Genomic DNA, 18881 nt, shown 5'->3' on the forward strand with positions numbered 1-18881 from the left:
CTCAGTCGACGTACTGCTTGAGCTCCTCGGTATCGAGTTCGATACCGAGAGGCTCGGGCAAGGAAAGCTTCGCGCCGAAGGCCTTTTTCACCGCACTGCGGTAGCCCTCACTCGGGGCCGGATCGCTGTACAGGGTGACCGAGCAGTCGTCGCGGTCGATCAGCAGGTAGAAGGGGATCTTGGCGTCGGCGTACCCGGCGGGCTTCTCCTCCCGATCCCGGCGGTGAGTGTCCGCGTCGTACGACGTGACCTCGACGGTCATCACCACACCCTGCGTGTCGGTCCAGTCCCCCTTCCCGGCGAAGGTTCCCCGCGGCGCGAGAACGGCGTCCGGCAACGCCCGGCCCTTGCGGTACTTCTCGATCCGCAGACCCAGCTCACCGCCCCCGTACAGCCACAGGCCCGAACCTGCCAGGAGGAAGCACTCTTGCAGCCACCGGATGACTTCGCTGTGGTTGCCGTCCGTCATGCCCTTGATCCCGACCCGTCCGTTGATGAACTCCAACCTGACGGCGTCGAACCTTTTGGCCACGTGGGCAGCAAGCTCCTCGAACTCCTCCACGGACATCTGAGACGTGTGCTGCGCCATGACCGTCATGGTGCCCCCCTTCGCAGGCACGCACCAGCTTGCCGAGCCGTCGATGCCCACCGGCCGTGATCACCACTCGATCATCCGAACGGGTGATCACCCCACCTCCACGCTCAACCCCTCCAGCCCCCGGATCACGAAGTTCGGCTTCCGTCGCGGCTCCGCCGCCAGGGTCAGGGCCGGCGCCCGCTGCAGCAGGGCCGTCATGGACGCGGCCAGCTCGATCCGGGCCAGCGGGGCGCCGATGCAGTAGTGGATGCCGGCGCTGAAGGAGATGTGCGGGTTGTCGCGGCGGGCGAGGTCCAGGCGGTGGGGGTCCTGGAACACCGCCGGGTCGTGATTGGCGGAGCCGAAGAGCATGGCGATCTCCGCACCGCGCGGGATCGTCGTCCCGTCGATCTCGATCTCGTCCAGCACCCAGCGTTCGAAGAGCTGGAGCGGGGTGTCGTAGCGCATCAGCTCCTCGATCGCGGTCGGGACCAGGGAGTGGTCGGCGCGCAGGGCGGCGAGCTGGGCGGGGTTGCGGAAGAGGGCGTACCAGCCGTTGACCGTGGCGTTGACGGTGGCCTCGTGGCCTGCGTTCAGCAGGAGGACGGCGGTGGCGATCATCTCCTGCTCGGTGAGCCGGTCGCCCTCGTCGTGCGCCTCGATGAGCCCCGAGATCAGGTCGTCGCCGGGTTCCTCGCGCCGCTCGGCGATCAGCTCCCGCAGGTAGTCGGAGAACTCGACGGACGCCCGCACCGCCCGAGCGGCCGTCGCCTCCGACGGGTTCAGCTCGTACATCCCGCAGATGTCGGCCGACCAGGGCCGCAGCGGAGCGCGGTCCGCCTCCGGGATGCCCAGCATCTCGGCGATGACGGCGACGGGGAGGGGCTCGGCGACATCCTTGAGCAGGTCGCCGCCGCCCTTCGCCACCAGCCCGTCGACCAGCTCGCCGGCGAGCCGCGCCACGTACGGCCTGAGCCGCTCGACCGTACGCGGGGTGAACGCCTTCGACACCAGGCGGCGGATGCGGGTGTGGTCCGGCGGTTCGAGGTCCAGCATGCCGTGGTCGTTGAGCGTGTGGAACGGCTCGTGCTCCGGCGGGGGCGCGGTCCGCCCGAACTCCTCGTGCGTGAACCGGTGCTGGTACGTCCGCCCCAGCCGCCGGTCCCGCAGCAGCGCCGAGACGTCGGCGTGGTGCGGAACCAGCCACTGGTTCGTGGGCTCGAAGTACTGCACCCGGCCCCGGGCACGGAGCTCGGCGTAGGAGGGGTACGGATCGGCCAGGAAGTCCGGATCCCACGGGTCGAAGGCTGCCATGCACGGACGGTAGACCGCCGGCCCCCCTTCTGACCAGGGCCGTCTCACCCCTCACCACCGCGGCGACGGCCCCGCGGGTGCGGCGGTCGGGCGGGGCGCCGCGGGTCGGCGAGTGGGACGCGGACCCCGAGCCCCGGTCTTTCCGGGCGAGTTGAAGATGTCCGACGACGGTGACGAAGAGCAGGGCGGCAGCGGACTCACCCTCGTCCGTGCCCGCTCGGACCCGTGGGGGGCTGGCAGACGTGGGGGCCCGTACCGACCTGGCACAACTGGAGAGCTGGGCGCAGCGGGCGGTGCCCGCGCGCGAGGCGGAGGACCTGCTCGTGCCGGACGCCGGCTGACCTGGCGGCGGCGTGCGGATCAGCCGCCTGTCCGGGTGAGAGCGCGTCCGCCGAACGGTCCACTTGAAGGGCTTTCGCGCAGGCCGGGACTCCCTGCTCGCCTACCGTCCCCCGGGAAGCTCCTCGTTCTGATCGTTCCGGAGGTCGGCAATGGCAACGCTGCGCCCGCGGCCCCGCCGCTCACGACGTCGGATCGGCCGTGCCGTCGCGGCCTGCGTCCTCGCCGCCGGGTGTGTGGTCGCGAGCTGCGTGCCCCCGGCTGCGGCGAGTCCGGACGGACCCTCGTCCGGTCTGTGCGCGACAAAGCCCTTCCCGCCCTCGCAGAGCACTCCGCCGCCCGTCCTCTCGGGCAGTGAGGTGTGGAGCTTCGTCTCCAGGCCGGACCTCCACCCCATGCGGGTGACCGTGACCGCGAACAGACCGGGGACGGCTCGCGGAGGCGTCTTCGTGGCCCCGTTCAGCGCGGAACAGATGATCGGCCAGACCGGGGCGCTGATCAACGACAACTCCGGCGATCCGGTCTGGTTCCGCCCGCTTCCCTCGACGAACCTGCAGAACGCCGACTTCAAGGTGCAGAGGTACTACGACGCCCGCGGCGGCCGGGGGCAACCGGTACTGACGTGGTGGCAGGGCAGCCTCGCCCTGCCGCCCTGGTACACGAACCTGCCGGCGGGCGCCCCGGAACCGGGTGGGTGCTACTACATCTACGACAGGCACTACCGCCTGCTGAACACGGTCTTCGCGCGGCACGGCTACTACCCGGACGAACACGAGTTCACCCTGACCCGCAGGGGTACCGCGCTGTTCATCGCGTCCAGGCCCGTGCCCGTGGACCTCACGCCCTACGGAGGTCCGAGGAACGGCTCCATCGAGAACAGCGAGGTCCAGGAGGTCGACCTCGCCACGGGCAGGCTGCTCTTCTCGTGGAACGCGCTGGACCACCTCGATCCCGCGGACTCCGAGGAACCGGTCTCCAGCGCGTCGTCGTCCGACGGCGTGTGGGACGCCTTCCACATCAACTCCGTCGACGAGGGCCCTGACGGCCGGCTGCTGGTCTCGGCCCGGAACATGTGGGCGGTGTACGACATCGCCAAGGCGACCGGGCGGATCCGCTATCAGATCGGCGGCAAGAAGAGCGACTTCACCTTCGGCCCCGGCGCGGACTTCTACTGGCAGCACGACGCCCGCTACCGGCCGGGAGACCGGATCAGCATGTTCGACGACGGCTGCTGCGACCTGCCCGACGGCGCTCCCGAACAGGTCTCGCACGGCCTGGTCCTGAACCTCGACTTCCGCCGCCGGAGAGCGGCCGTGGACAGGACCTACTACCACCAGCCGCCGCTGGAGTCACCGACCCAGGGAAACACCCAGGCGCTTCCCAATGGCGACGCGTTCATCGGGTGGGGGCAGAGCCCGTACTACTCCGAGTACGCGGGTGCGGGGAACACCCAGAGCACCGCCGCACGGAACCTGCTCTACGACGCGCGGATGCCGGGCTCCGACATCTCGTACCGGGCGTTCCGGGAGGAGTGGACCGGCACCCCGTACTACCCCCCGGCCGCCGTGGCACGGGCCGGTGGCGGAGGGAGCGTCGTCCACGCCTCCTGGAACGGTTCGACGCAGACCAGGGCATGGCGGCTGCTCGCCGGGCCCGATCCCCGCTCCCTGTCGGTCGTGGTCCGGCACGCCCCGCGTACCGGGTTCGAGACAGCTGTCGCCACGAAGGCCCGCGGACCGTATTTCCGGGTGGATGCCCTGGACGCGCGGGGCAGGGTGCTCGGGAGGTCCCGCGTCGTGACCGTGCGCGGGTCGTGACCGTGCGAGGGCCGCGGCTCGGCCGAACGGGTCAGGACGTGTAGCGCCGGTCCGTCAGAGGGTGCGGGCGGTCGGTGGTGGGCCAGGGCTGCTGCTGGGGCAGGGGGAAGGCGGGGGCCGGGGCCTCCGCGGCGGTCTGGTCGCGTCGGCCGCCCACCACCTCCGGGTCGAACATGACGACCGCCGCGGCCAGGATCAGCGCCGCCACCGGGCCGGCCAGCATGACCAGGAGGAAGGCGAGCAGGCTCGTCGAGGACTGGCCGCCCGCCTGCGCCTGGACGACGTGCACGCTCACCGCGGACATGCCGGTGTAGTGCATGGTCGACACGGCCGCGCCCATCACCAGGCTGGCGCCGACGGTCGCCCAGACCGCGCTGATCGAGACGGCGGCCCAGAGCGCGGCGGTCGCGGCGACCACGGCGATCAGCACGGAGAGGACGACGAGCGCGGTGTCGTAGTGCACGGTGCCGCCGGTGTCCATCGCGGTCATGCCGAGGTAGTGCATCGCCGCCACGCCGAGACCGGTGAGGACGCCCGCGGTGCCCAGGGTGACGGGGCCCGAGCCCCGGTAGCCGACGAGGAAGACACCGCCGGCCACCACCGCGATGCACACGACCAGGCTCAGCACCGTCCGGCCGGCGTCGTAGCTGACCAGGGCGCCGTCCACGCTGAAGCCGATCATCGCGATGAAGTGCATCGTCCAGATGCCGCAGCCGAGGGAGACCGCCCCGAGGGCGAGCCAGCCGAAACGTTTCTCCCCCCGCCCGCGGCCGATCGAGCGGGTCGTGCAGCGCAGCGCCAGCACGGCACCCAGGCACGCCATGAGGTAGGCGGCTATCGGGGTGACCAGGCCATAGTGGAACTCGGACACGTCAGCGGTCATCGCGGCAACTTTCCTCACGCGAAACGGGGACGGGGGCACAGAAGGGGACGGCGACGGCTCCCGCCGGGGAAAGCGGGAGTCGCTCAGCAGGGGGTCACGGGGACGGTGATGACGAGAATCGGCCACCTGGCCGATTCTCTTCACCATTCAAACACAACTTGAGCGCACTGTGTCCACACCTGTACCGCCCGCGATCGAATCGCAACAACGCCTCGCCAGTGCGGGTGGCGTGTGCGGCACCCCGCCGACGCCCCGCCGACGCCCCGCCGGCCCGCTACTTCGGCGTCACCAGCCGTGCCTCGTACGCGAACACCGCCGCCTGGGTGCGGTCCCTGAGGCCCAGCTTCACCAGGATCCGGCTGACGTGGGTCTTGATGGTCGACTCCGCCACCACGAGGCGTTCCGCCATCTCCGCGTTGGACAGGCCCTGGGCGATGAGGACCAGGACCTCCGTCTCGCGGTCGGTGAGGTCGCCGTAGGCCGCGTACGCCGTCGGCATCAGGCGCGGGGTGTCGGAGAGTTTGGAGAACTCCGTGATCAGACGTCTGGTGACCGACGGCGCCAGCAACGCCTCGCCGGCGGCCACCACCCGGACGCCGTCCGCGAGCTGGCGGGCCGAGGCGTCCTTGAGGAGGAAGCCGGAGGCTCCCGCGCGCAGGGCCTGGTAGACGTATTCGTCCAGGTCGAAGGTGGTCAGGACGAGGACCTTCGACGGGGTGCCGGCGGCGACGATCTCGCGCGTCGCCTCGATGCCGTTCAGCTCGGGCATGCGGATGTCCATCAGGACCACGTCGGGGGCGAGTTCACGGACCCGGTCCACCGCCTCACGGCCGTTGACCGCCTCACCGACGACCGCGATGTCCGGCATCGCGTTCAGCAGGACCGAGAAGCCCTCGCGCACCATCATCTGGTCGTCGGCGATCAGTACGCGGATGGTGGGGTCGGTCATGCGTCACCCTCGCCGGTGGTGGCGACGGGGAGGAAGACCGTCACCTCGTAGCCGCCCTCGGCGGTGGGGGCCGCGGTCATCTGGCCGTTCAGCATGGAGACCCGCTCCCGCATCCCGGTGATGCCGTGACCGGCGCCCGGGGACGGTTCGACGAGGGCGGGCCGCGGCGGCGGGCTGTTGACTATGCGCAGGCCCAGGCCGCCGATGACGTAGCCGATCTCGACGCGGGCGCTCGCTCCCGGCGCGTGGCGCAGGGTGTTGCTGAGCGCCTCCTGGACGATCCGGTACGCCGACAGCTCGACGCCCTGCGGGAGTTCACGCACCGCGCCGGTCACCCCCTTGTCGACGGGCAGCCCCGCCTCCCGCACGTTGTCCAGCAGCCCGTCCAGGTCGGCGAGGGTGGGCTGCGGGGCCTCCGGCACCTCGTAGTCCTGGGCGCGCACCACGCCCAGCACACGGCGCAGTTCGGTGAGCGCCGCCACCGCGTTCTCCCGGATGGTGACGAACGCCTTCTCCAGCTCCGGCGGCGGGTTCTCCACCCGGTAGGGGGCGGCCTCCGCCTGGATGGCGACGACGGACATGTGGTGGGCGACCACGTCGTGCAGTTCGCGGGCGATCGTCGTGCGCTCCTCCAGGAGCGTGCGCCGGGAACGCTCGTGTGCCGTCTGCGTCTGCTGCGCGGTCACCGTCTGCTCGGCCTCCCGGCGGGTCTGCCGGACGGTGACCGCCAGCAGGACTATCGCGGAGACGACCAGCATCGAGCCGACGTCGTTGCCGAAGTGGCCCCCGCCCAGGGCCGAGACGCTCAGGAAGCCGTAGAACGCGGTGATCGCCCACATCCAGCCCGCCGTGCGGGGACGGGTACGGATCGCGACGACCGTGAGCACCGTCAGGTGGGAGAGGAAGGTGCCCGGCGCCCACGGCCACTCCTCCCAGGCGCTGCCCAGCACGGTACCGAGCCAGGTCGCCGCGAGGGACAGCCAGAAGGCGGCGACCGGACGCGCCAGCGTGAGCAGCACCGACGCCAGCACGAGCAGCCCGGACAGCAGGGCCACGACGGACCCCTCCGACTGCCGGTCCCCGAGGGTCATCAGCAGCGCCAGCACGCCGGCCGCGACCACCGCGGCATGCGGGGACCAGGCCGCGTACGCGCGCAGCCGGCCGGGCAGCAGACGGGCGGACGGACGCTCGGTGCTCAGCGGCGGCAACGGCCGGTAGGCGAAGGCGCCCTGGAACAGGTCCTGCCGCAACCTGCCCAGGGCGTCCAGCACCGCCCGGAGCTCCGGGCTGCGCGGCTTGTACGGTTCGAACGCGCCGTCCGGCGGCTGCGGCGGCGTCGGCTGCGAAGGGATCGTCTCGGTCACGTACCCGACCGTAGGCGCAGGCGGGGGTGGCCGTCGTCACCAGTGAGGCGGGTCCTCGGGCATCCCTCTCAGGTACTACGGGTGGCTGAGGAGACCTCAGGGGCGGTTCTCACCAGGCCAGTTGGGCGATCTCCTCGGCCACCACCGCGCACGCGTCCGCCGCCGGGTCGATGAGCGGGAAGTGACCGACGTCCTCCAGGAGCGTCAGCCCCACCACCTCGCCCGCCTTGGCCGCCGCGTCCGCGTAGGACTCGGCGACCGCCTGCGGGACGACCACGTCCGTGCGGCCCTGGACCAGGGTGGTCGCGATGCCGGTCGGGAGCAGCAGCGCCGGGTCGGCGTACCGCTGCCGCTCGGTGAACTTCTCTTCCCCGCCCAGGAGTTGCAGCGCCGCGTTGCCACAGACGTCCAGCTTCTCGGCCATCGCGAAGTCGGCGATCGGGGCCAGGGCCACCACGCCCCGCAGCGGCGCCGGTCCCGAGGTACGCCACGCGGCGTCCGCCGGCAGGACGTGCCGGGCCGCCGCCCACAGCGCCAGGTGACCGCCCGCCGAGTGTCCGGTGAGCACCGTACGGCGCAGGTCGGCCCGCGGCACCGCCTCCCGGACCAGGGTCGGCAGGGCGTCCAGCGCCGCCGCCACGTCGTCGAAGGTGTCCGGCCAGCGGCCCGCCACCGGGGCCGTACCGCCCTGGGCGGGGAGCGTCGCGCCGCGCCGGTACTCGACATTGGCCACCGCGAAACCGCGCCGGGCCAGGTAGTCGGCGAACGGAGTGATGTGGCCGCGGTCGTACGGCGCGCGCCACGCGCCGCCGTGCAGGACCACGACCAGCGGAACCGGGGCCGACGGGGCCGACGGCTCGTCGGTACGCGGTGCGTAGAAGTCGATCACCTGGTCGGGGTGGTCGCCGTACGCGGCCGTGGCGTCGGGCGCGACGTGCGGGTGCGAGAAGGCCGACCCCTCCTCGGCGGCGGCCCGGGCTGCTGCGTCGTCGTCCGGCATGCTCCAACCTCTCAGCGACGATGGGGGCCCCTCCCAGGCTTTCGGGCCCTGGGGGACATGGTGGCGGACCAGGTGGGGAATTCGCCGTTGGCCGGGACGGTACCAGGCCGGTGACGTGCGGGGACACGCGGTTGTCACGCACGGTGAGGATTGCTCGGATCTGTACCGTCCCGGTCCCTGCCCGGGGATGACTATGTCGTCATGTCGCTAGACGACAGCGGTGCCCGTCGCCTCTCCCACAGCCTCTCCCGGCACCGCTTCCGGTGCCGGTCCTGGAACCCCCTTCCGCACTTCCTCCAGCACCTCCCCCAGCACCCGCGCCGCCCGCTCAGCGTCCGCGAAACCGACGTACAGCGGGGTGAAGCCGAAGCGGAGCACGTCAGGGTGCCGGAAGTCGCCGACCACACCTCGTTCGATCAGCCGCTTCATCACCTCCCCGGCGTCGGCGCAGCGCAGCGCGATCTGGCTGCCGCGCTCCTCGTGCGCCACCGGGGTCACGCACGTGACGCGGCCCGCCGGGACGTACGCCTCGACGCACTCCAGGAAGAAGTCCGTCAGGGCGAGGGACTTGGCGCGTACGGCGGCCACCGACACCCCCTCCCAGGCCTCCAGTGCCGCCTCCAGCGCGAGCATGGAGAGGATGTCCGGGGTGCCCACCCGGCCGCGTACCGCCCCGGCCGCCGGCTCGTACGCCGAGCGCATCCCGAAGGGCTCCGCATGGGAGTTCCAGCCGGGGAGCGGGGAGTCGAAGCGGTCCTGCAGCTCGCGGCGGACGTACAGGTACGCCGGTGAACCCGGGCCGCCGTTCAGGTACTTGTAGGTGCAGCCGACCGCCAGGTCGACCCCGTGCTCGTCGAGGCCCACCGGCAGCGCGCCCGCGCTGTGGCACAGGTCCCAGACGGACACCGCCCCGGCCGCGTGGACCGCGGCGGTCAGGGACGGCAGGTCGTGCAGGCGTCCGGTGCGGTAGTCGACGTGGTTGAGCAGCACCGCGGCGGTACGCCGGCCCAGCGCCGCCGGGACCTCGGCGGGGGTGAGCGGGCGCAGCGCGCAACCGGTCAGCCGGGCCGCCGACTCGGCGATGTAGCCGTCCGTGGGGAAGGTCGTCGCGTCGACCAGGATCTCGTCGCGGCCCTCCCCCGCCAGCCGTACCGCGCCCACGAGTGCCTTGAAGACGTTGACACTCGTCGAGTCGCCGACCACGATCTGCCCGGCCGCCGCGCCGACCAGCGGGGCGATCCGGTCGCCGATCCGTTCCGGCGCCGTCCACCAGCCGCTCTCGTCCCAGGACCGGATCCGCAGCTCGCCCCACTGCCGCCGGACGACGTCCTCGACGCGGCCGGGGACGTGCGCGGGCAGCGCGCCCAGGGAATTGCCGTCGAGATAGACGCCCTCGTCGAGGACGAAGCGCTCGCGGACCCAGGCCAGGTCGTCCTCGGCGTCCAGCTGCTGGGCCCTCAGGCTCGGCTCAGACATGGGACCTCGCCGTCCACAGCTCCGGGAACACGTATCGGCGGGCGCGCTTCTCCAGCCAGGCGACCCCGGCCGAGCCGCCGGTGCCGGGCTTGGCGCCCATGGCGCGGCGGGTGGCGACCAGGTGGTCGTTGCGCCAGCGCCAGACCAGCTCGGCCACGTCGGTCAGTGCCTCGCCGAGCCGGGCGAGGTCGGCGTCGCCGTCACCGGAGTAGACGGCGGTCCAGGCGGCCTCGACGGCGTCGTCGGACTCGTAACGCTCGGAGACGTCACGCCGCAGCACCGCGTCCGGGACGGCGTGGCCGCGGCGCGCGAGCAGCCGCACCACCTCGTCGTACAGACTCGGCTCGTGCAGCGCCTTCTCCAGTTCCGCGTGCACCCGCGGCGCCCCGCGGTGCGGGACGAGCATGGACGCGGACTTCTCGCCGAGCAGGAACTCCATCCGCCGGTACATCGCCGACTGGAAGCCGGAGCCCTCGCCGAGAGCGGAGCGGTAGGAGTTGAACTGGGCGGGGGTGAGCTGGCCGAGCGGCTTCCAGGAGGCGTTCAGCGCCTCCAGCTCGCGGGTGGAACGCTTCAGCGCGGCGATCGCGGTGGGCACGTCGTCACCGCGCAGCGCCGCCGCGGCCGTCTCCCACTCGTGCACGATGACGGTGAACCACAGCTCCATCACCTGGGTGGTGACCAGGAAGACCATCTCTCCGGGATCGTCGGAGAGGGTGTGCTGGAGGTGGGTGAGCACGTCGGCCCTGACGTAGTCCTCGTACGGCGTCGTGCCGGCGAAGTCGAGATGCGGGGTCTCGGGCTCGTTGGTCTCGAGAGCCTCTTGGGACATCGCTGTCTCCTGTTGTACTCCGGGTAGCGGTCCGCCCCTGCCGATGCCGACACGGGGGCCCCGGTCCCCACCCGCATCTTCCGCAACGTACCCCGCACACGGCAAGACCCGCCCGCCGCCGCACGGGCCACACCGGCCGCACCGGCGACCCGCACCACCCAGCCGGCCGAGCGCTCCACGCCGCCGGAACCGGGGACGGGGGATTCCGGGCGCAGGCGGTGTTCTGGCCGGGTCACCGGCCGCGGGTGGCAGACTTGCGCCATGACGACGCACACGAACCTGCTCGGCGGCCCGGAGCCGACGTACCTGCCGGAGAACGAAGAGGCGTACCGCCTGCTGGGCGAGGAGTCGCTGGCTCCCGTCGAGGTGGCGGCGAAGTTCCCGACCTTCTCGCTGGCCTGGGCGCTCCTCGCCGACGAGGCGTTCGAGCGCGGCGCGGTCGTCGAGTCGTACGCCTACGCGCGCACCGGCTACCACCGCGGGCTGGACGCCCTGCGCCGCGCCGGGTGGAAGGGACACGGTCCCGTGCCCTGGGAGCACCGGGCCAACCGGGGCTTCCTGCGCTGCCTCGCCGCGCTCGCCCGCGCCGCCGGCGAGATCGGCGAGAAGGACGAGAACGAGCGCTGCTGGCAGTTCCTGAAGGACAGCAGCGCGGAGGCGTACGCCGAGCTGCACGGATAGCAGGGTTTCAGGGGGCGGGTCGGCTTCCGGGGCACCCGGCAGCCGTCCAGGCGGCGTACTCCTGGCGGACGTACAGCAGGCGCCTGCGGGCGAGGGTGACCGGGTCGGGACGGTACGGGCCGGCCACCAGGTCGGGATGGCGGCGGTCGTACCGGACGAGCCGCTCGGCGGCCTCAGCGGCGGCCGCGGCGGGGCCGGAGCCGCCCCCCAGGGCCATCCGGTCCATGAGGGCCGCCCTGCGCAGCAGCCAGGCCCGTTCGGCGGCCGTCGGGTCGGCCGAGGATCCGGCCGGGGAGCCGGTGACCGGCCCGGCCAGGCGGCCGTCGCGTTCGGCCCCGAGCGCGAGCAGCCGGTGCATCTCGCGGCGCAGCTCGGGGGCGTCCGCGTAGGCGCGAGGGCAGGTCATGCGGAACACCTGAGGCAGGCGCGGACCTCGCGGCCGCCGCGGGTCTGGTGGACCTCGGTCGACTGGGCGAGGTACTGGACGATGCCGGTGCCGCGGCCGTGTTCGTCGGGAGCCGTGTCGCGGCGGCGGCGCGTCACCCTGGTGCCGGAGTCGGTGACCACGATGTGCAGGGTGCCGTGGTCGAGGGCGAGCGACAGGGTCATGTGCTCGCGGCCGTACTGGGCGGCGTTGGCGGCGAGTTCGTCGACGATGAGGACCGCGGAGTCCCGCTGGCTCGCGGGCACGCTCCAGGTCCGCAGCAGATCGGCCGCGAAGTGCCGGGCGGCGGAGACGTGCGCCTCCTGCGCGGGCAGGGTCAGCAACGCCTGGTAGCGGCAAGGCCGGCCGGGCAGTGCATCGAGGCCGGGCGATTCGGTCACGAACATGGTCTTCTGGCTCTTCCGTGGAGGTGCGGAGACCGGTACCGGGCGGGGAGACCGCCGACAGTGCAGGGGTCGGTGTACCGGTCCTGTGGGGGTGCGCTCATTCAGTTCCACGGACGGCACCTGCCCGATGGTTCGAGATGTTCGCACCTTTTGTCGGCATCCTCGCGGATCGCGTTGCGGATGACGGCAACTCACCTACGGAGCCGGCCGGTCGGGACTCGCCCTGCGGCGCCTCACGCCCGGACGGTCACCAGCTTCTGGCCGTCGCCCGTGAGGATCTCGAAGTGCTGGATGTCCCCCGGGGACATCGCGACCGCGCCCGGGACCGTGGTGCCGGGCGGGTATGCGCCGGCCCGCCAGGTGGCGCCGTCCGCCCTGGTGCCACCGGGACCGACGGCCTGGAGCCGGCAGGTGATCCCGGCCGGCGCCCCCTTGGCGTGGACCTGCAGGACACTCCCCCACGCGGAGGGGTAGACGCGCACCGAGGCGGTGACACCGGTGGCGGGATCGCTTCCGGAGAACGTGCGCCAGGCGGTCGGCGCGGTCGCCCCGGGGGGCGTCGCCTGACTGGTCACGGATCCGACCGTCGCCAGCCAGGTGCCGCCGACCGCCGCCGCGAGGAACGTCACGGAGGCGGCGGCACCGGCCAGTTGAAGCCGCCGCCGGCTCCTGCGCCGCCGGTCCGCGGCCCGCTGCAGCAGGCTCTCCACCACACCCGCCCGCGCTGGTGCCGCCGCCGCGGACGGTGCGGGCGAGGAGGGCCGCGCGCTCCCGGCCGCCTGGGCCACCAGCCGGTCGACCAGCTCGCCGTCGGCCGCCGGAACCGTCCGGCCCACGGCTTCGGCCTCGGCCGCGGTCACCGTCGCCAGCAGCGCGGGCAGCCCCGCCAGCCGGACGTGCTCGGCCCGGCACTCGTCGCACTCCGCGAGGTGCGCACGGACCCGTTCCCGCTCCGCCGAGGGCAGTGTGCCCAGGACGTATCCGCCCAGCGCCAGCCGGAGGTCATCGTGCTCCGCGGTCACGGTCGCCACCTCCCGCCCTTCCCGGTCATGGCTCGATCCCCCGCTCCTGGAGCGCCAGCCGCAGCGCGTGCAGGGCGTAGTACGTCCGCGACTTCACGGTGCCCAGCGGGATGCCCAGCACCTCCGCGGCCTGGGCCATGGTCCGCCCCCGGTAGTAGGTCTCCAGCAGCACCGCGCGGTGGTCCGGGGACAGCGCCCGCAGGGCGTCGGCCACCGCCCAGCTCTGCAGCGCCTGCTCGATCTCATCCTCGCCCGGGGCCTGCTCGGCCACCCGCTCCAGCGCCTCGCCACCGGCCTCGGCCGGCCTGGCCCGCCGGGCCCGGTGGGCGTCGATGACCACGTGCCGGGCGACCGTGCACAGCCACGCCCTGGCCGGGCCGCGTTCGGGCTCGAAGGCGGCGGGGTGCTGCCACGCCCGCAGCAGCGTCTCCTGCACCACGTCCTCCGCCCATTGCCGGTCTCCTGAGGTCAGTCGCAGCACGTAGTGGAACAGGGGCCCCGCGTGCTCCGCGTACAGAGTGCGCAGCAGCTCCTCATCCGCGGTCGTCAGCGTTCCTCTACCGGAGACACGGCGCGCGGAGCGATCCGGATCAACCCTTTGCTCACGCTTTCGGAAACTCCGGGGCATATGTCGATGATCGCTCACATGCACGCCTTTGTCCTGCAACCAGGAAATCCCAGAAAAGCCCATATATGCCGAACCGTACGGCCGTCGCCGTCCGTGGAGCCGGACAAGAACCCCCACACGGCAAAGGACGGATCAGACGTGACCGAGACACACCGCTCCCCGAAGACCCGGACGCCGGGCCGACACCCACGCACCGCGGCCGGGCTGGCCCTCGCCGCCCTCGCCACCGTCGGCACGCTGGGACTCCTCACCTCGTGCGGCCCCTCGCCGCACTCCTCGGCCGACGCGGCCGGTGCCGCCGTATCCGGTCACCCCGGCGCGTCCCCGATGCCCGGCATGAGCATGCCGATGCCGACGGGTCACCCGAGCCGGGGCACTCCGGTGGCCGGGCACACCGTCGCGATCAAGAACTTCGCCTTCGTGCCGGCCACGCTGAAGGTGCCGGTGGGCACGACGGTGACCTGGACCAACCAGGACACCGACGCCCACACCGTCACCAGCGAAGGATCCGGCGGCCCGCTGCGATCCGCCGCCCTGGCCACCCGTGCCGCCTACAGCTACACGTTCACCCGGCCCGGCACCTACGCCTACCTCTGCACCATCCATCCCTTCATGACCGCCACTGTCGAGGTGACCCGATGACCGACCACGACGCCTACGACGACGACCGTCACGACGGAGCGCGCGACCGGGAGCACGGCATGACCCGTCGCCAACTGATGCGGCACGCCGGGTGGTTCGGCGGCGCGGTGGTGCTGACCGTGGCCGGTGGAGAGGTCATCAGCCAGATCGCCGAGTCCCGCGGCTCCACCGCCGAGGCCGCCACCGGAGCCACCGGAGCCACCGGAGCCACCAGTGCCGCCGGTCGCGCCGCGGCGGGAAGCGGCACGCTGCGGTTCGTGCAGGTCTCCGACAGCCACATCGGGTTCCAGGGCCCGGCCAACACGGACGTGGCCGGCTCCTTCACCGAAGCGGTGAACCAGGTCAACTCGCTCGGCTTCCGGCCCGACTTCGTCATGCACAGCGGCGACCTGACCCACCTGTCCACGGCGGGACAGTTCGACCAGGTCAAGCAGATGATGTCCAGGCTGAGGACGGACCGGGTCTTCACCGTGCCCGGTGAGCACGACTCCATCGGCGACGCGGGCCGCGCCTACCGGCGCGCCTTCGGCGCGGGCACGCTCGGCGACGGCTGGTACAGCTTCGACACCCACGGCGTGCACTTCATCGCCCTGGTCAACACCCTGAGCCTGGAGAAGCTCGGCCACCTCGGCAACGACCAGATCGACTTCGTCCGCAAGGACCTCGCCGGCCTGCGCTCGGACACCCCGGTCGTGGTCTTCAGCCACATCCCGCTGTTCGCCATGTACCCGAAGTGGGGCTGGAGCACCGACGACGCCCTCAAGGTCATCGCCCTGCTGCGCCGCTTCTCCTCCGTCACCTGCCTCAACGGGCACGTCCACCAGCTCTTCACCAAGACCGAGGGCACCATCACCTTCCACTCCGCCACCACCACCGCCTACCCCCTGCCGAAGCCGGGCCGGGCCCCCGCCCCCACCCCGCAGGTCGTCCCCGCACGGCAGCTCAAGGACGCGCTCGGCATCCGCAGCGTCGGCTACCGCCGGGGCGACCGCGAGCTGGCCGTCAAGGACCGGAGGCTGGCATGAACGGCCGACGACTCCTCCTCCCCGCCCTGAGGTGGGCGACGGCCGGCTCCCTCGCCGCCGGCGGATACGTCCACGCCCTGCTGTATGTCCACGGGTACCGCTTCGTCCCCGTCATCGGCCCGCTGTTCCTCCTCCAGGCCAGTGCGGCCTTCGCCCTCGCCGCCCTGCTGGCGGCGGGGACGCCGCCCCTGCCGGTGCGGGCCGCCGCGGCCGGCGTCGCGCTCGGCGCCCTCGGCGGCTTCGCGGCCTCGCGCACGGTCGGCGTGTTCGGGTTCTCCGAACACGGTCTGCAGCCCGCGCCGGAGGCCGCCCTGAGCCTCCTCGCCGAAACCGGCACCCTGCTGTTCCTCGCGGCCTGGCAGCCGGCCCTGGCCGCGAACAGCCGGCCGGAGGCACCTCCCGGGCGCCCGGAACCACGCCCGGGTAGCGCCTGGCCGAGCCCGCGGCTGCGCGAACTGCGGGACACCGTGCGCGTCCTGCTCGGCCTGGACGACGACACCGCCGTGGTGATCCGCCAGCTCCGCTGTGACGCACCCGGCTGCCCACCGCTGGAGACCGTCGTCGAGGTCATGCCCATGGAGGGCGGCGAGACGCACCGCTGGACGCTCCACCGCGCCGCCGACCGGATCACGGAGCCCGACCTGCGGACCGCCCTGCTCCACCGCCGACAGTGACCGCCGGCGCCCGGCGGTACTCCCCCAGGGACCCGCCGGCACCCGGCGCCCCTCCGGGGGGCCTGCCGAGGCCCGGCGTCTTCCAGGAGGCCGTCGACACCCGGCCCTCCTCCGGGAGGCCGTCGGCACCCCGGCACCCTCCGGGAGGCCCGTCGACACCCCGGCGCCCCTCCGAGGGCCCGCCGACGCCTTCAGTGGCCCCTCGCCTCCAGCGGGGGCGTGGTGACGTTGCCGTGGCGGCGGCACTCCGGGCGCACGCAGCCGGGAGCCGGGCGGCGTACCAGGGCGAAGGCCAGCGCCGCGCCGACCACCAGGACGCCCGCGCAGATGGGCATGGCCCGGTCGAACGCCGCGTCGAAGGCCGTGGGCGAGCGGTAGGCCTCCGGGCCCATCCCCGCCAGCAGCGGCAGCGCCGCCACCGCGATCAGGCCGGCGGCGCGGGCCGCCGCGTTGTTGATGCCGCTGGCGATGCCCGCGCGGGCCGTGTCCACGGAGGCGAGGACGGAGGCGGTGAGCGGGGCCACCAGGGTGACCATGCCGACCCCCTGGACCAGGACCGCCGGAAGGACGTCGGTCAGGTAGTCCGCGTGCTCGCCGACGCGCAGCATCAGGAGCATCGCGGCGGCACAGAGCAGGGGGCCCACGGTGAGCGGGATGCGGGGGCCGATGCGGTCGGCGAGGGCGCCCGAGCGGGCCGAGAAGAGCAGCATCAGGGCGGTGGTGGGGAGCAGGGCCGTGCCGGCGGCCAGGGCCGAGTAGCCCGCCACCACCTGGAGTTGGAGCGCGGTGAGAAAGAAGTAGCCGCCGAAGGCGCCGTACACGCACAGGGTGACGACGTTGAGGGCCGTGAACTGGCGGGAGCCGAAGATGTCCAGCGGGAGCATCGGGTCCCGGCGGCGCTTCTCGACGTACACGAACGCCACGCCGGCCGCGACGCCCGCCGCCGCGAGCAGGCCCGCGGCCCCGGCCTCGATCAGGGCGAACGTCACCAGACCGAGGGCCAGGGCGCCGAGCACCGCGCCGAGGACGTCGAAGCGGCCGTGGGCACGCCCTCCCCCACGCTCGGCTTCGCTCGCGCGGGAGGTGCCCCCATCCGACTCGGGGACATGGCGCAGGGCGACGGGGACGCAGAGCAGGGCCAGCGGGACGTTGAGGAGGAAGACCCAGCGCCAGCCGGGGCCGTCCACCAGCCAGCCGCCCAGGAAGGGGCCGACGGCCGCGCCGATGCCGCCGAAGCCGGACCACAGGCCGACCGCGCGGGCCCGGTCGTCGGGGTGGAAGGAGGCCTGGATGAGGGCGAGCGAGCCCGGGGTGAGCAGGGCGCCGCCGATGCCCTGGAGGGCGCGGGCGGCGATCAGTACGGCGTCGGTCGGGGCCAGGCCGCACATCAGGGACGCGGCCGCGAACCAGACGACGCCGATCACGAAGACCTTCCGGCGGCCGTACCGGTCACCCAGCGAGCCGCCGAGCAGGATCAGACCGGCCAGCGTCAGCATGTACGCGTTGACCGTCCACTGGAGCGCGGACAGGCTCGCGCCCAGGTCCTCGCCGATGCGGGGCAACGCGACGTTGACCACCGTCGAGTCCAGCATCGCCATGCTGGAGCCGAGGACGGTGGTGAGCAGGATCCACTTGCCCTGGGAGGAGGCCAGCCGGACGTCGGGCATGGGTCCAGATATACAGCGGACCCGGCGCTGTCGACAGGTGCTCGACCTGTGTGGACAACCGCCGGGTCCGGAGCGTGACCGGGCCTACTTGATCTTGTTGCCCGCGGAGCGCAGGTTCTGCGTGGCCTCGACGACCCGGGCGGCCATCGACGCCTCGGCCAGCTTGCCCCAGGTGCGCGGGTCGTAGGTCTTCTTGGAGCCGACCTCGCCGTCGACCTTCAGGACGCCGTCGTAGTTCTTGAACATGTGATCGGCGACCGGACGGGTGAAGGCGTACTGGGTGTCCGTGTCCAGGTTCATCTTCACCACGCCGTTCTCCAGCGCGGTCAGGATCTCCTGCTCGGTGGAGCCGGAGCCGCCGTGGAAGACGAAGTCGAACGGCGACTGCTTGCCGAACTTGGCGGCCACGCCGTCGCTCAGCTCCTTCAGCAGGTCGGGGCGGAGCACGACGTTGCCCGGCTTGTAGACGCCGTGCACGTTGCCGAAGGAGGCGGCGAGCAGGTAGCGGCCCTTCTCACCGAGGCCGAGCGCCTCGGCGGTACGGATCGCGTCGTCGACCGTGGTGTAGAGGGAGTCGTTGATCTCGTGGGAGACGCCGTCCTCCTCGCCGCCGGTCGGGGTGATCTCGACCTCGAGGATGATGTTGGCGCGGCGGGCCTGCTCCAGCAGCTCCTGGGCGATGGCCAGGTTGTCGGCGAGGGTCTCGGCGGAGCCGTCCCACATGTGCGACTGGAAGAGGGGGTTGCGGCCGTTCTTCACCCGCTCCTCGGAGATCGCGAGCAGCGGACGGACGTACCCGTCGAGCTTGTCCTTCGGGCAGTGGTCCGTGTGCAGCGCGACGTTCACCGGGTACTTCTCGGCGACGATGTGCGCGAACTCGGCGAGCGCCACCGAGCCGGAGACCATGTCCTTCTTGTACTGGCCGCCCAGGAACTCGGCACCGCCGGTCGAGATCTGGACGATGCCGTCGCTCTCCGCCTCCGCGAAGCCGCGCAGCGCCGCGTGCAGGGTCTGGGTCGAGGTGACGTTGATGGCCGGGTAGGCGAACTTGCCTGCCTTCGCCCGGTCGAGCATCTCGTTGTAGACCTCGGGGGTTGCGATGGGCATCTGTCCGCTCCTTGGGTGTGCGGGTCGGGTACTGCGGTTTCTCTACGGCCCTG

Annotated in this window: 19 protein-coding genes; 5 read left to right on the top strand and 14 right to left on the bottom strand. The window is 72.4% G+C overall.

Translation table 11 applies throughout. From position 1 onward, the window contains the following. Position 1: 1 nt before the first annotated feature. Together AB0M11_RS13800 and AB0M11_RS13805 are read right to left on the bottom strand one after the other, a co-directional pair. Positions 2 to 598 carry a Uma2 family endonuclease gene (locus AB0M11_RS13800; protein ID WP_365704788.1) on the bottom strand — a complete coding sequence of 199 codons (597 nt, stop codon included), beginning with the start codon at positions 596 to 598 and terminating at the stop codon, positions 2 to 4. 87 nt (positions 599 to 685) lie between these two features. Then, positions 686 to 1891 (bottom strand): cytochrome P450, encoded by a 1206-nt coding sequence (locus AB0M11_RS13805; RefSeq protein ID WP_365704790.1) that lies wholly within the window; start codon positions 1889 to 1891, stop codon positions 686 to 688. Positions 1892 to 2679: 788 nt separating this feature from the next. Here AB0M11_RS13805 and AB0M11_RS13810 point away from each other — a divergent pair. After that, a complete protein-coding gene (locus tag AB0M11_RS13810) occupies positions 2680 to 4047 on the top strand; it encodes an arylsulfotransferase family protein (protein WP_365704792.1) in 1368 nt (455 codons plus the stop codon). 31 nt (positions 4048 to 4078) lie between these two features. Here the strand turns inward: AB0M11_RS13810 and AB0M11_RS13815 are convergent, their stop codons facing one another. The 6 genes from AB0M11_RS13815 to AB0M11_RS13840 form a co-directional block, all read right to left on the bottom strand. Beyond that, positions 4079 to 4930 (bottom strand): MHYT domain-containing protein, encoded by an 852-nt coding sequence (locus AB0M11_RS13815; protein ID WP_365704794.1) that lies wholly within the window; start codon positions 4928 to 4930, stop codon positions 4079 to 4081. A 274-nt stretch (positions 4931 to 5204) separates the two neighbouring features. Continuing rightward, complete coding sequence (locus tag AB0M11_RS13820) at positions 5205 to 5879, bottom strand: response regulator transcription factor (RefSeq protein ID WP_365704796.1); 675 nt, start codon at positions 5877 to 5879, stop codon at positions 5205 to 5207. Further along, positions 5876 to 7243 (bottom strand): histidine kinase, encoded by a 1368-nt coding sequence (locus tag AB0M11_RS13825; protein WP_365704798.1) that lies wholly within the window; start codon positions 7241 to 7243, stop codon positions 5876 to 5878. Before AB0M11_RS13825 ends, AB0M11_RS13820 begins: the two co-directional genes overlap by 4 nt. Before the next feature lie 109 nt (positions 7244 to 7352). Next, positions 7353 to 8243 carry an alpha/beta hydrolase gene (locus AB0M11_RS13830; protein ID WP_365704800.1) on the bottom strand — a complete coding sequence of 297 codons (891 nt, stop codon included), beginning with the start codon at positions 8241 to 8243 and terminating at the stop codon, positions 7353 to 7355. A gap of 207 nt (positions 8244 to 8450) precedes the next feature. Further along, a complete protein-coding gene (gene kynU / locus AB0M11_RS13835) occupies positions 8451 to 9719 on the bottom strand; it encodes a kynureninase (protein ID WP_365704802.1) in 1269 nt (422 codons plus the stop codon). Continuing rightward, positions 9712 to 10551, bottom strand: a complete 840-nt coding sequence (locus AB0M11_RS13840) for a tryptophan 2,3-dioxygenase family protein (protein WP_365704804.1) — start codon at positions 10549 to 10551, stop codon at positions 9712 to 9714. The genes kynU and AB0M11_RS13840 overlap by 8 nt, the downstream gene beginning before the upstream one ends. A gap of 261 nt (positions 10552 to 10812) precedes the next feature. Between AB0M11_RS13840 and AB0M11_RS13845 the strand changes: the two genes are divergently transcribed. Beyond that, complete coding sequence (locus AB0M11_RS13845; protein WP_294005701.1) at positions 10813 to 11232, top strand: DUF3151 domain-containing protein; 420 nt, start codon at positions 10813 to 10815, stop codon at positions 11230 to 11232. A gap of 7 nt (positions 11233 to 11239) precedes the next feature. On the opposite strand, the gene AB0M11_RS13850 is transcribed toward AB0M11_RS13845, so the two are convergent. From AB0M11_RS13850 to AB0M11_RS13865, 4 genes are all read right to left on the bottom strand, one after another. Further along, positions 11240 to 11638: a hypothetical protein gene (locus AB0M11_RS13850; RefSeq protein ID WP_365704806.1), complete on the bottom strand. Its 399-nt coding sequence runs from the start codon at positions 11636 to 11638 to the stop codon at positions 11240 to 11242. Next, a complete protein-coding gene (locus tag AB0M11_RS13855) occupies positions 11635 to 12063 on the bottom strand; it encodes an ATP-binding protein (protein WP_365704808.1) in 429 nt (142 codons plus the stop codon). The genes AB0M11_RS13850 and AB0M11_RS13855 overlap by 4 nt, the downstream gene beginning before the upstream one ends. 233 nt (positions 12064 to 12296) lie before the next feature. Then, a complete protein-coding gene (locus tag AB0M11_RS13860; RefSeq protein ID WP_365704810.1) occupies positions 12297 to 13085 on the bottom strand; it encodes a zf-HC2 domain-containing protein in 789 nt (262 codons plus the stop codon). Positions 13086 to 13110: 25 nt separating this feature from the next. Continuing rightward, the gene (locus AB0M11_RS13865; RefSeq protein WP_365704812.1) at positions 13111 to 13713 is read right to left on the bottom strand and encodes a sigma-70 family RNA polymerase sigma factor; all 603 of its coding nucleotides are present in this window, start codon (positions 13711 to 13713) and stop codon (positions 13111 to 13113) included. A 138-nt stretch (positions 13714 to 13851) separates the two neighbouring features. Between AB0M11_RS13865 and AB0M11_RS13870 the strand changes: the two genes are divergently transcribed. The 3 genes from AB0M11_RS13870 to AB0M11_RS13880 are packed head-to-tail and all read left to right on the top strand — an operon-like array spanning position 13852 to position 16054. Then, entirely contained in the window at positions 13852 to 14355 is a 504-nt protein-coding gene (locus AB0M11_RS13870; RefSeq protein ID WP_365704813.1) for a cupredoxin family copper-binding protein, read from the top strand. Beyond that, positions 14352 to 15380, top strand: coding sequence for a metallophosphoesterase (locus AB0M11_RS13875; protein WP_365704816.1), 1029 nt, complete (start codon positions 14352 to 14354; stop codon positions 15378 to 15380). Before AB0M11_RS13870 ends, AB0M11_RS13875 begins: the two co-directional genes overlap by 4 nt. Next, on the top strand, positions 15377 to 16054 hold the full coding sequence (locus AB0M11_RS13880; protein ID WP_365704818.1) for a hypothetical protein: 678 nt from the start codon (positions 15377 to 15379) through the stop codon (positions 16052 to 16054). The genes AB0M11_RS13875 and AB0M11_RS13880 overlap by 4 nt, the downstream gene beginning before the upstream one ends. A 191-nt stretch (positions 16055 to 16245) precedes the next feature. On the opposite strand, the gene AB0M11_RS13885 is transcribed toward AB0M11_RS13880, so the two are convergent. Together AB0M11_RS13885 and fbaA are read right to left on the bottom strand one after the other, a co-directional pair. Continuing rightward, on the bottom strand, positions 16246 to 17721 hold the full coding sequence (locus AB0M11_RS13885) for an MFS transporter (protein WP_365704820.1): 1476 nt from the start codon (positions 17719 to 17721) through the stop codon (positions 16246 to 16248). Positions 17722 to 17805: 84 nt separating this feature from the next. Beyond that, positions 17806 to 18828, bottom strand: a complete 1023-nt coding sequence (gene fbaA, locus AB0M11_RS13890) for a class II fructose-bisphosphate aldolase (protein ID WP_365704822.1) — start codon at positions 18826 to 18828, stop codon at positions 17806 to 17808. Positions 18829 to 18881: the final 53 nt, after the last annotated feature.

The sequence above is a fragment of the Streptomyces sp. NPDC051987 genome (genome assembly GCF_040680735.1).
Classification (GTDB): Bacteria; Actinomycetota; Actinomycetes; order Streptomycetales; family Streptomycetaceae; genus Streptomyces.

Excerpts from the sequence above, each read along its gene's own strand:
- AB0M11_RS13800 (WP_365704788.1), bottom strand. The coding sequence starts at position 598 with ATGACGGTCATGGCGCAGCACACGTCTCAGATGTCCGTGGAGGAGTTC.
- AB0M11_RS13805 (WP_365704790.1), bottom strand. The coding sequence starts at position 1,891 with ATGGCAGCCTTCGACCCGTGGGATCCGGACTTCCTGGCCGATCCGTAC.
- AB0M11_RS13815 (WP_365704794.1), bottom strand. The coding sequence starts at position 4,930 with ATGACCGCTGACGTGTCCGAGTTCCACTATGGCCTGGTCACCCCGATA.
- AB0M11_RS13820 (WP_365704796.1), bottom strand. The coding sequence starts at position 5,879 with ATGACCGACCCCACCATCCGCGTACTGATCGCCGACGACCAGATGATG.
- AB0M11_RS13830 (WP_365704800.1), bottom strand. The coding sequence starts at position 8,243 with ATGCCGGACGACGACGCAGCAGCCCGGGCCGCCGCCGAGGAGGGGTCG.
- kynU (WP_365704802.1), bottom strand. The coding sequence starts at position 9,719 with ATGTCTGAGCCGAGCCTGAGGGCCCAGCAGCTGGACGCCGAGGACGAC.
- AB0M11_RS13840 (WP_365704804.1), bottom strand. The coding sequence starts at position 10,551 with ATGTCCCAAGAGGCTCTCGAGACCAACGAGCCCGAGACCCCGCATCTC.
- AB0M11_RS13845 (WP_294005701.1), top strand. The coding sequence starts at position 10,813 with ATGACGACGCACACGAACCTGCTCGGCGGCCCGGAGCCGACGTACCTG.
- AB0M11_RS13850 (WP_365704806.1), bottom strand. The coding sequence starts at position 11,638 with ATGACCTGCCCTCGCGCCTACGCGGACGCCCCCGAGCTGCGCCGCGAG.
- AB0M11_RS13855 (WP_365704808.1), bottom strand. The coding sequence starts at position 12,063 with ATGTTCGTGACCGAATCGCCCGGCCTCGATGCACTGCCCGGCCGGCCT.
- AB0M11_RS13865 (WP_365704812.1), bottom strand. The coding sequence starts at position 13,713 with ATGCCCCGGAGTTTCCGAAAGCGTGAGCAAAGGGTTGATCCGGATCGC.
- AB0M11_RS13875 (WP_365704816.1), top strand. The coding sequence starts at position 14,352 with ATGACCGACCACGACGCCTACGACGACGACCGTCACGACGGAGCGCGC.
- AB0M11_RS13880 (WP_365704818.1), top strand. The coding sequence starts at position 15,377 with ATGAACGGCCGACGACTCCTCCTCCCCGCCCTGAGGTGGGCGACGGCC.
- AB0M11_RS13885 (WP_365704820.1), bottom strand. The coding sequence starts at position 17,721 with ATGCCCGACGTCCGGCTGGCCTCCTCCCAGGGCAAGTGGATCCTGCTC.
- fbaA (WP_365704822.1), bottom strand. The coding sequence starts at position 18,828 with ATGCCCATCGCAACCCCCGAGGTCTACAACGAGATGCTCGACCGGGCG.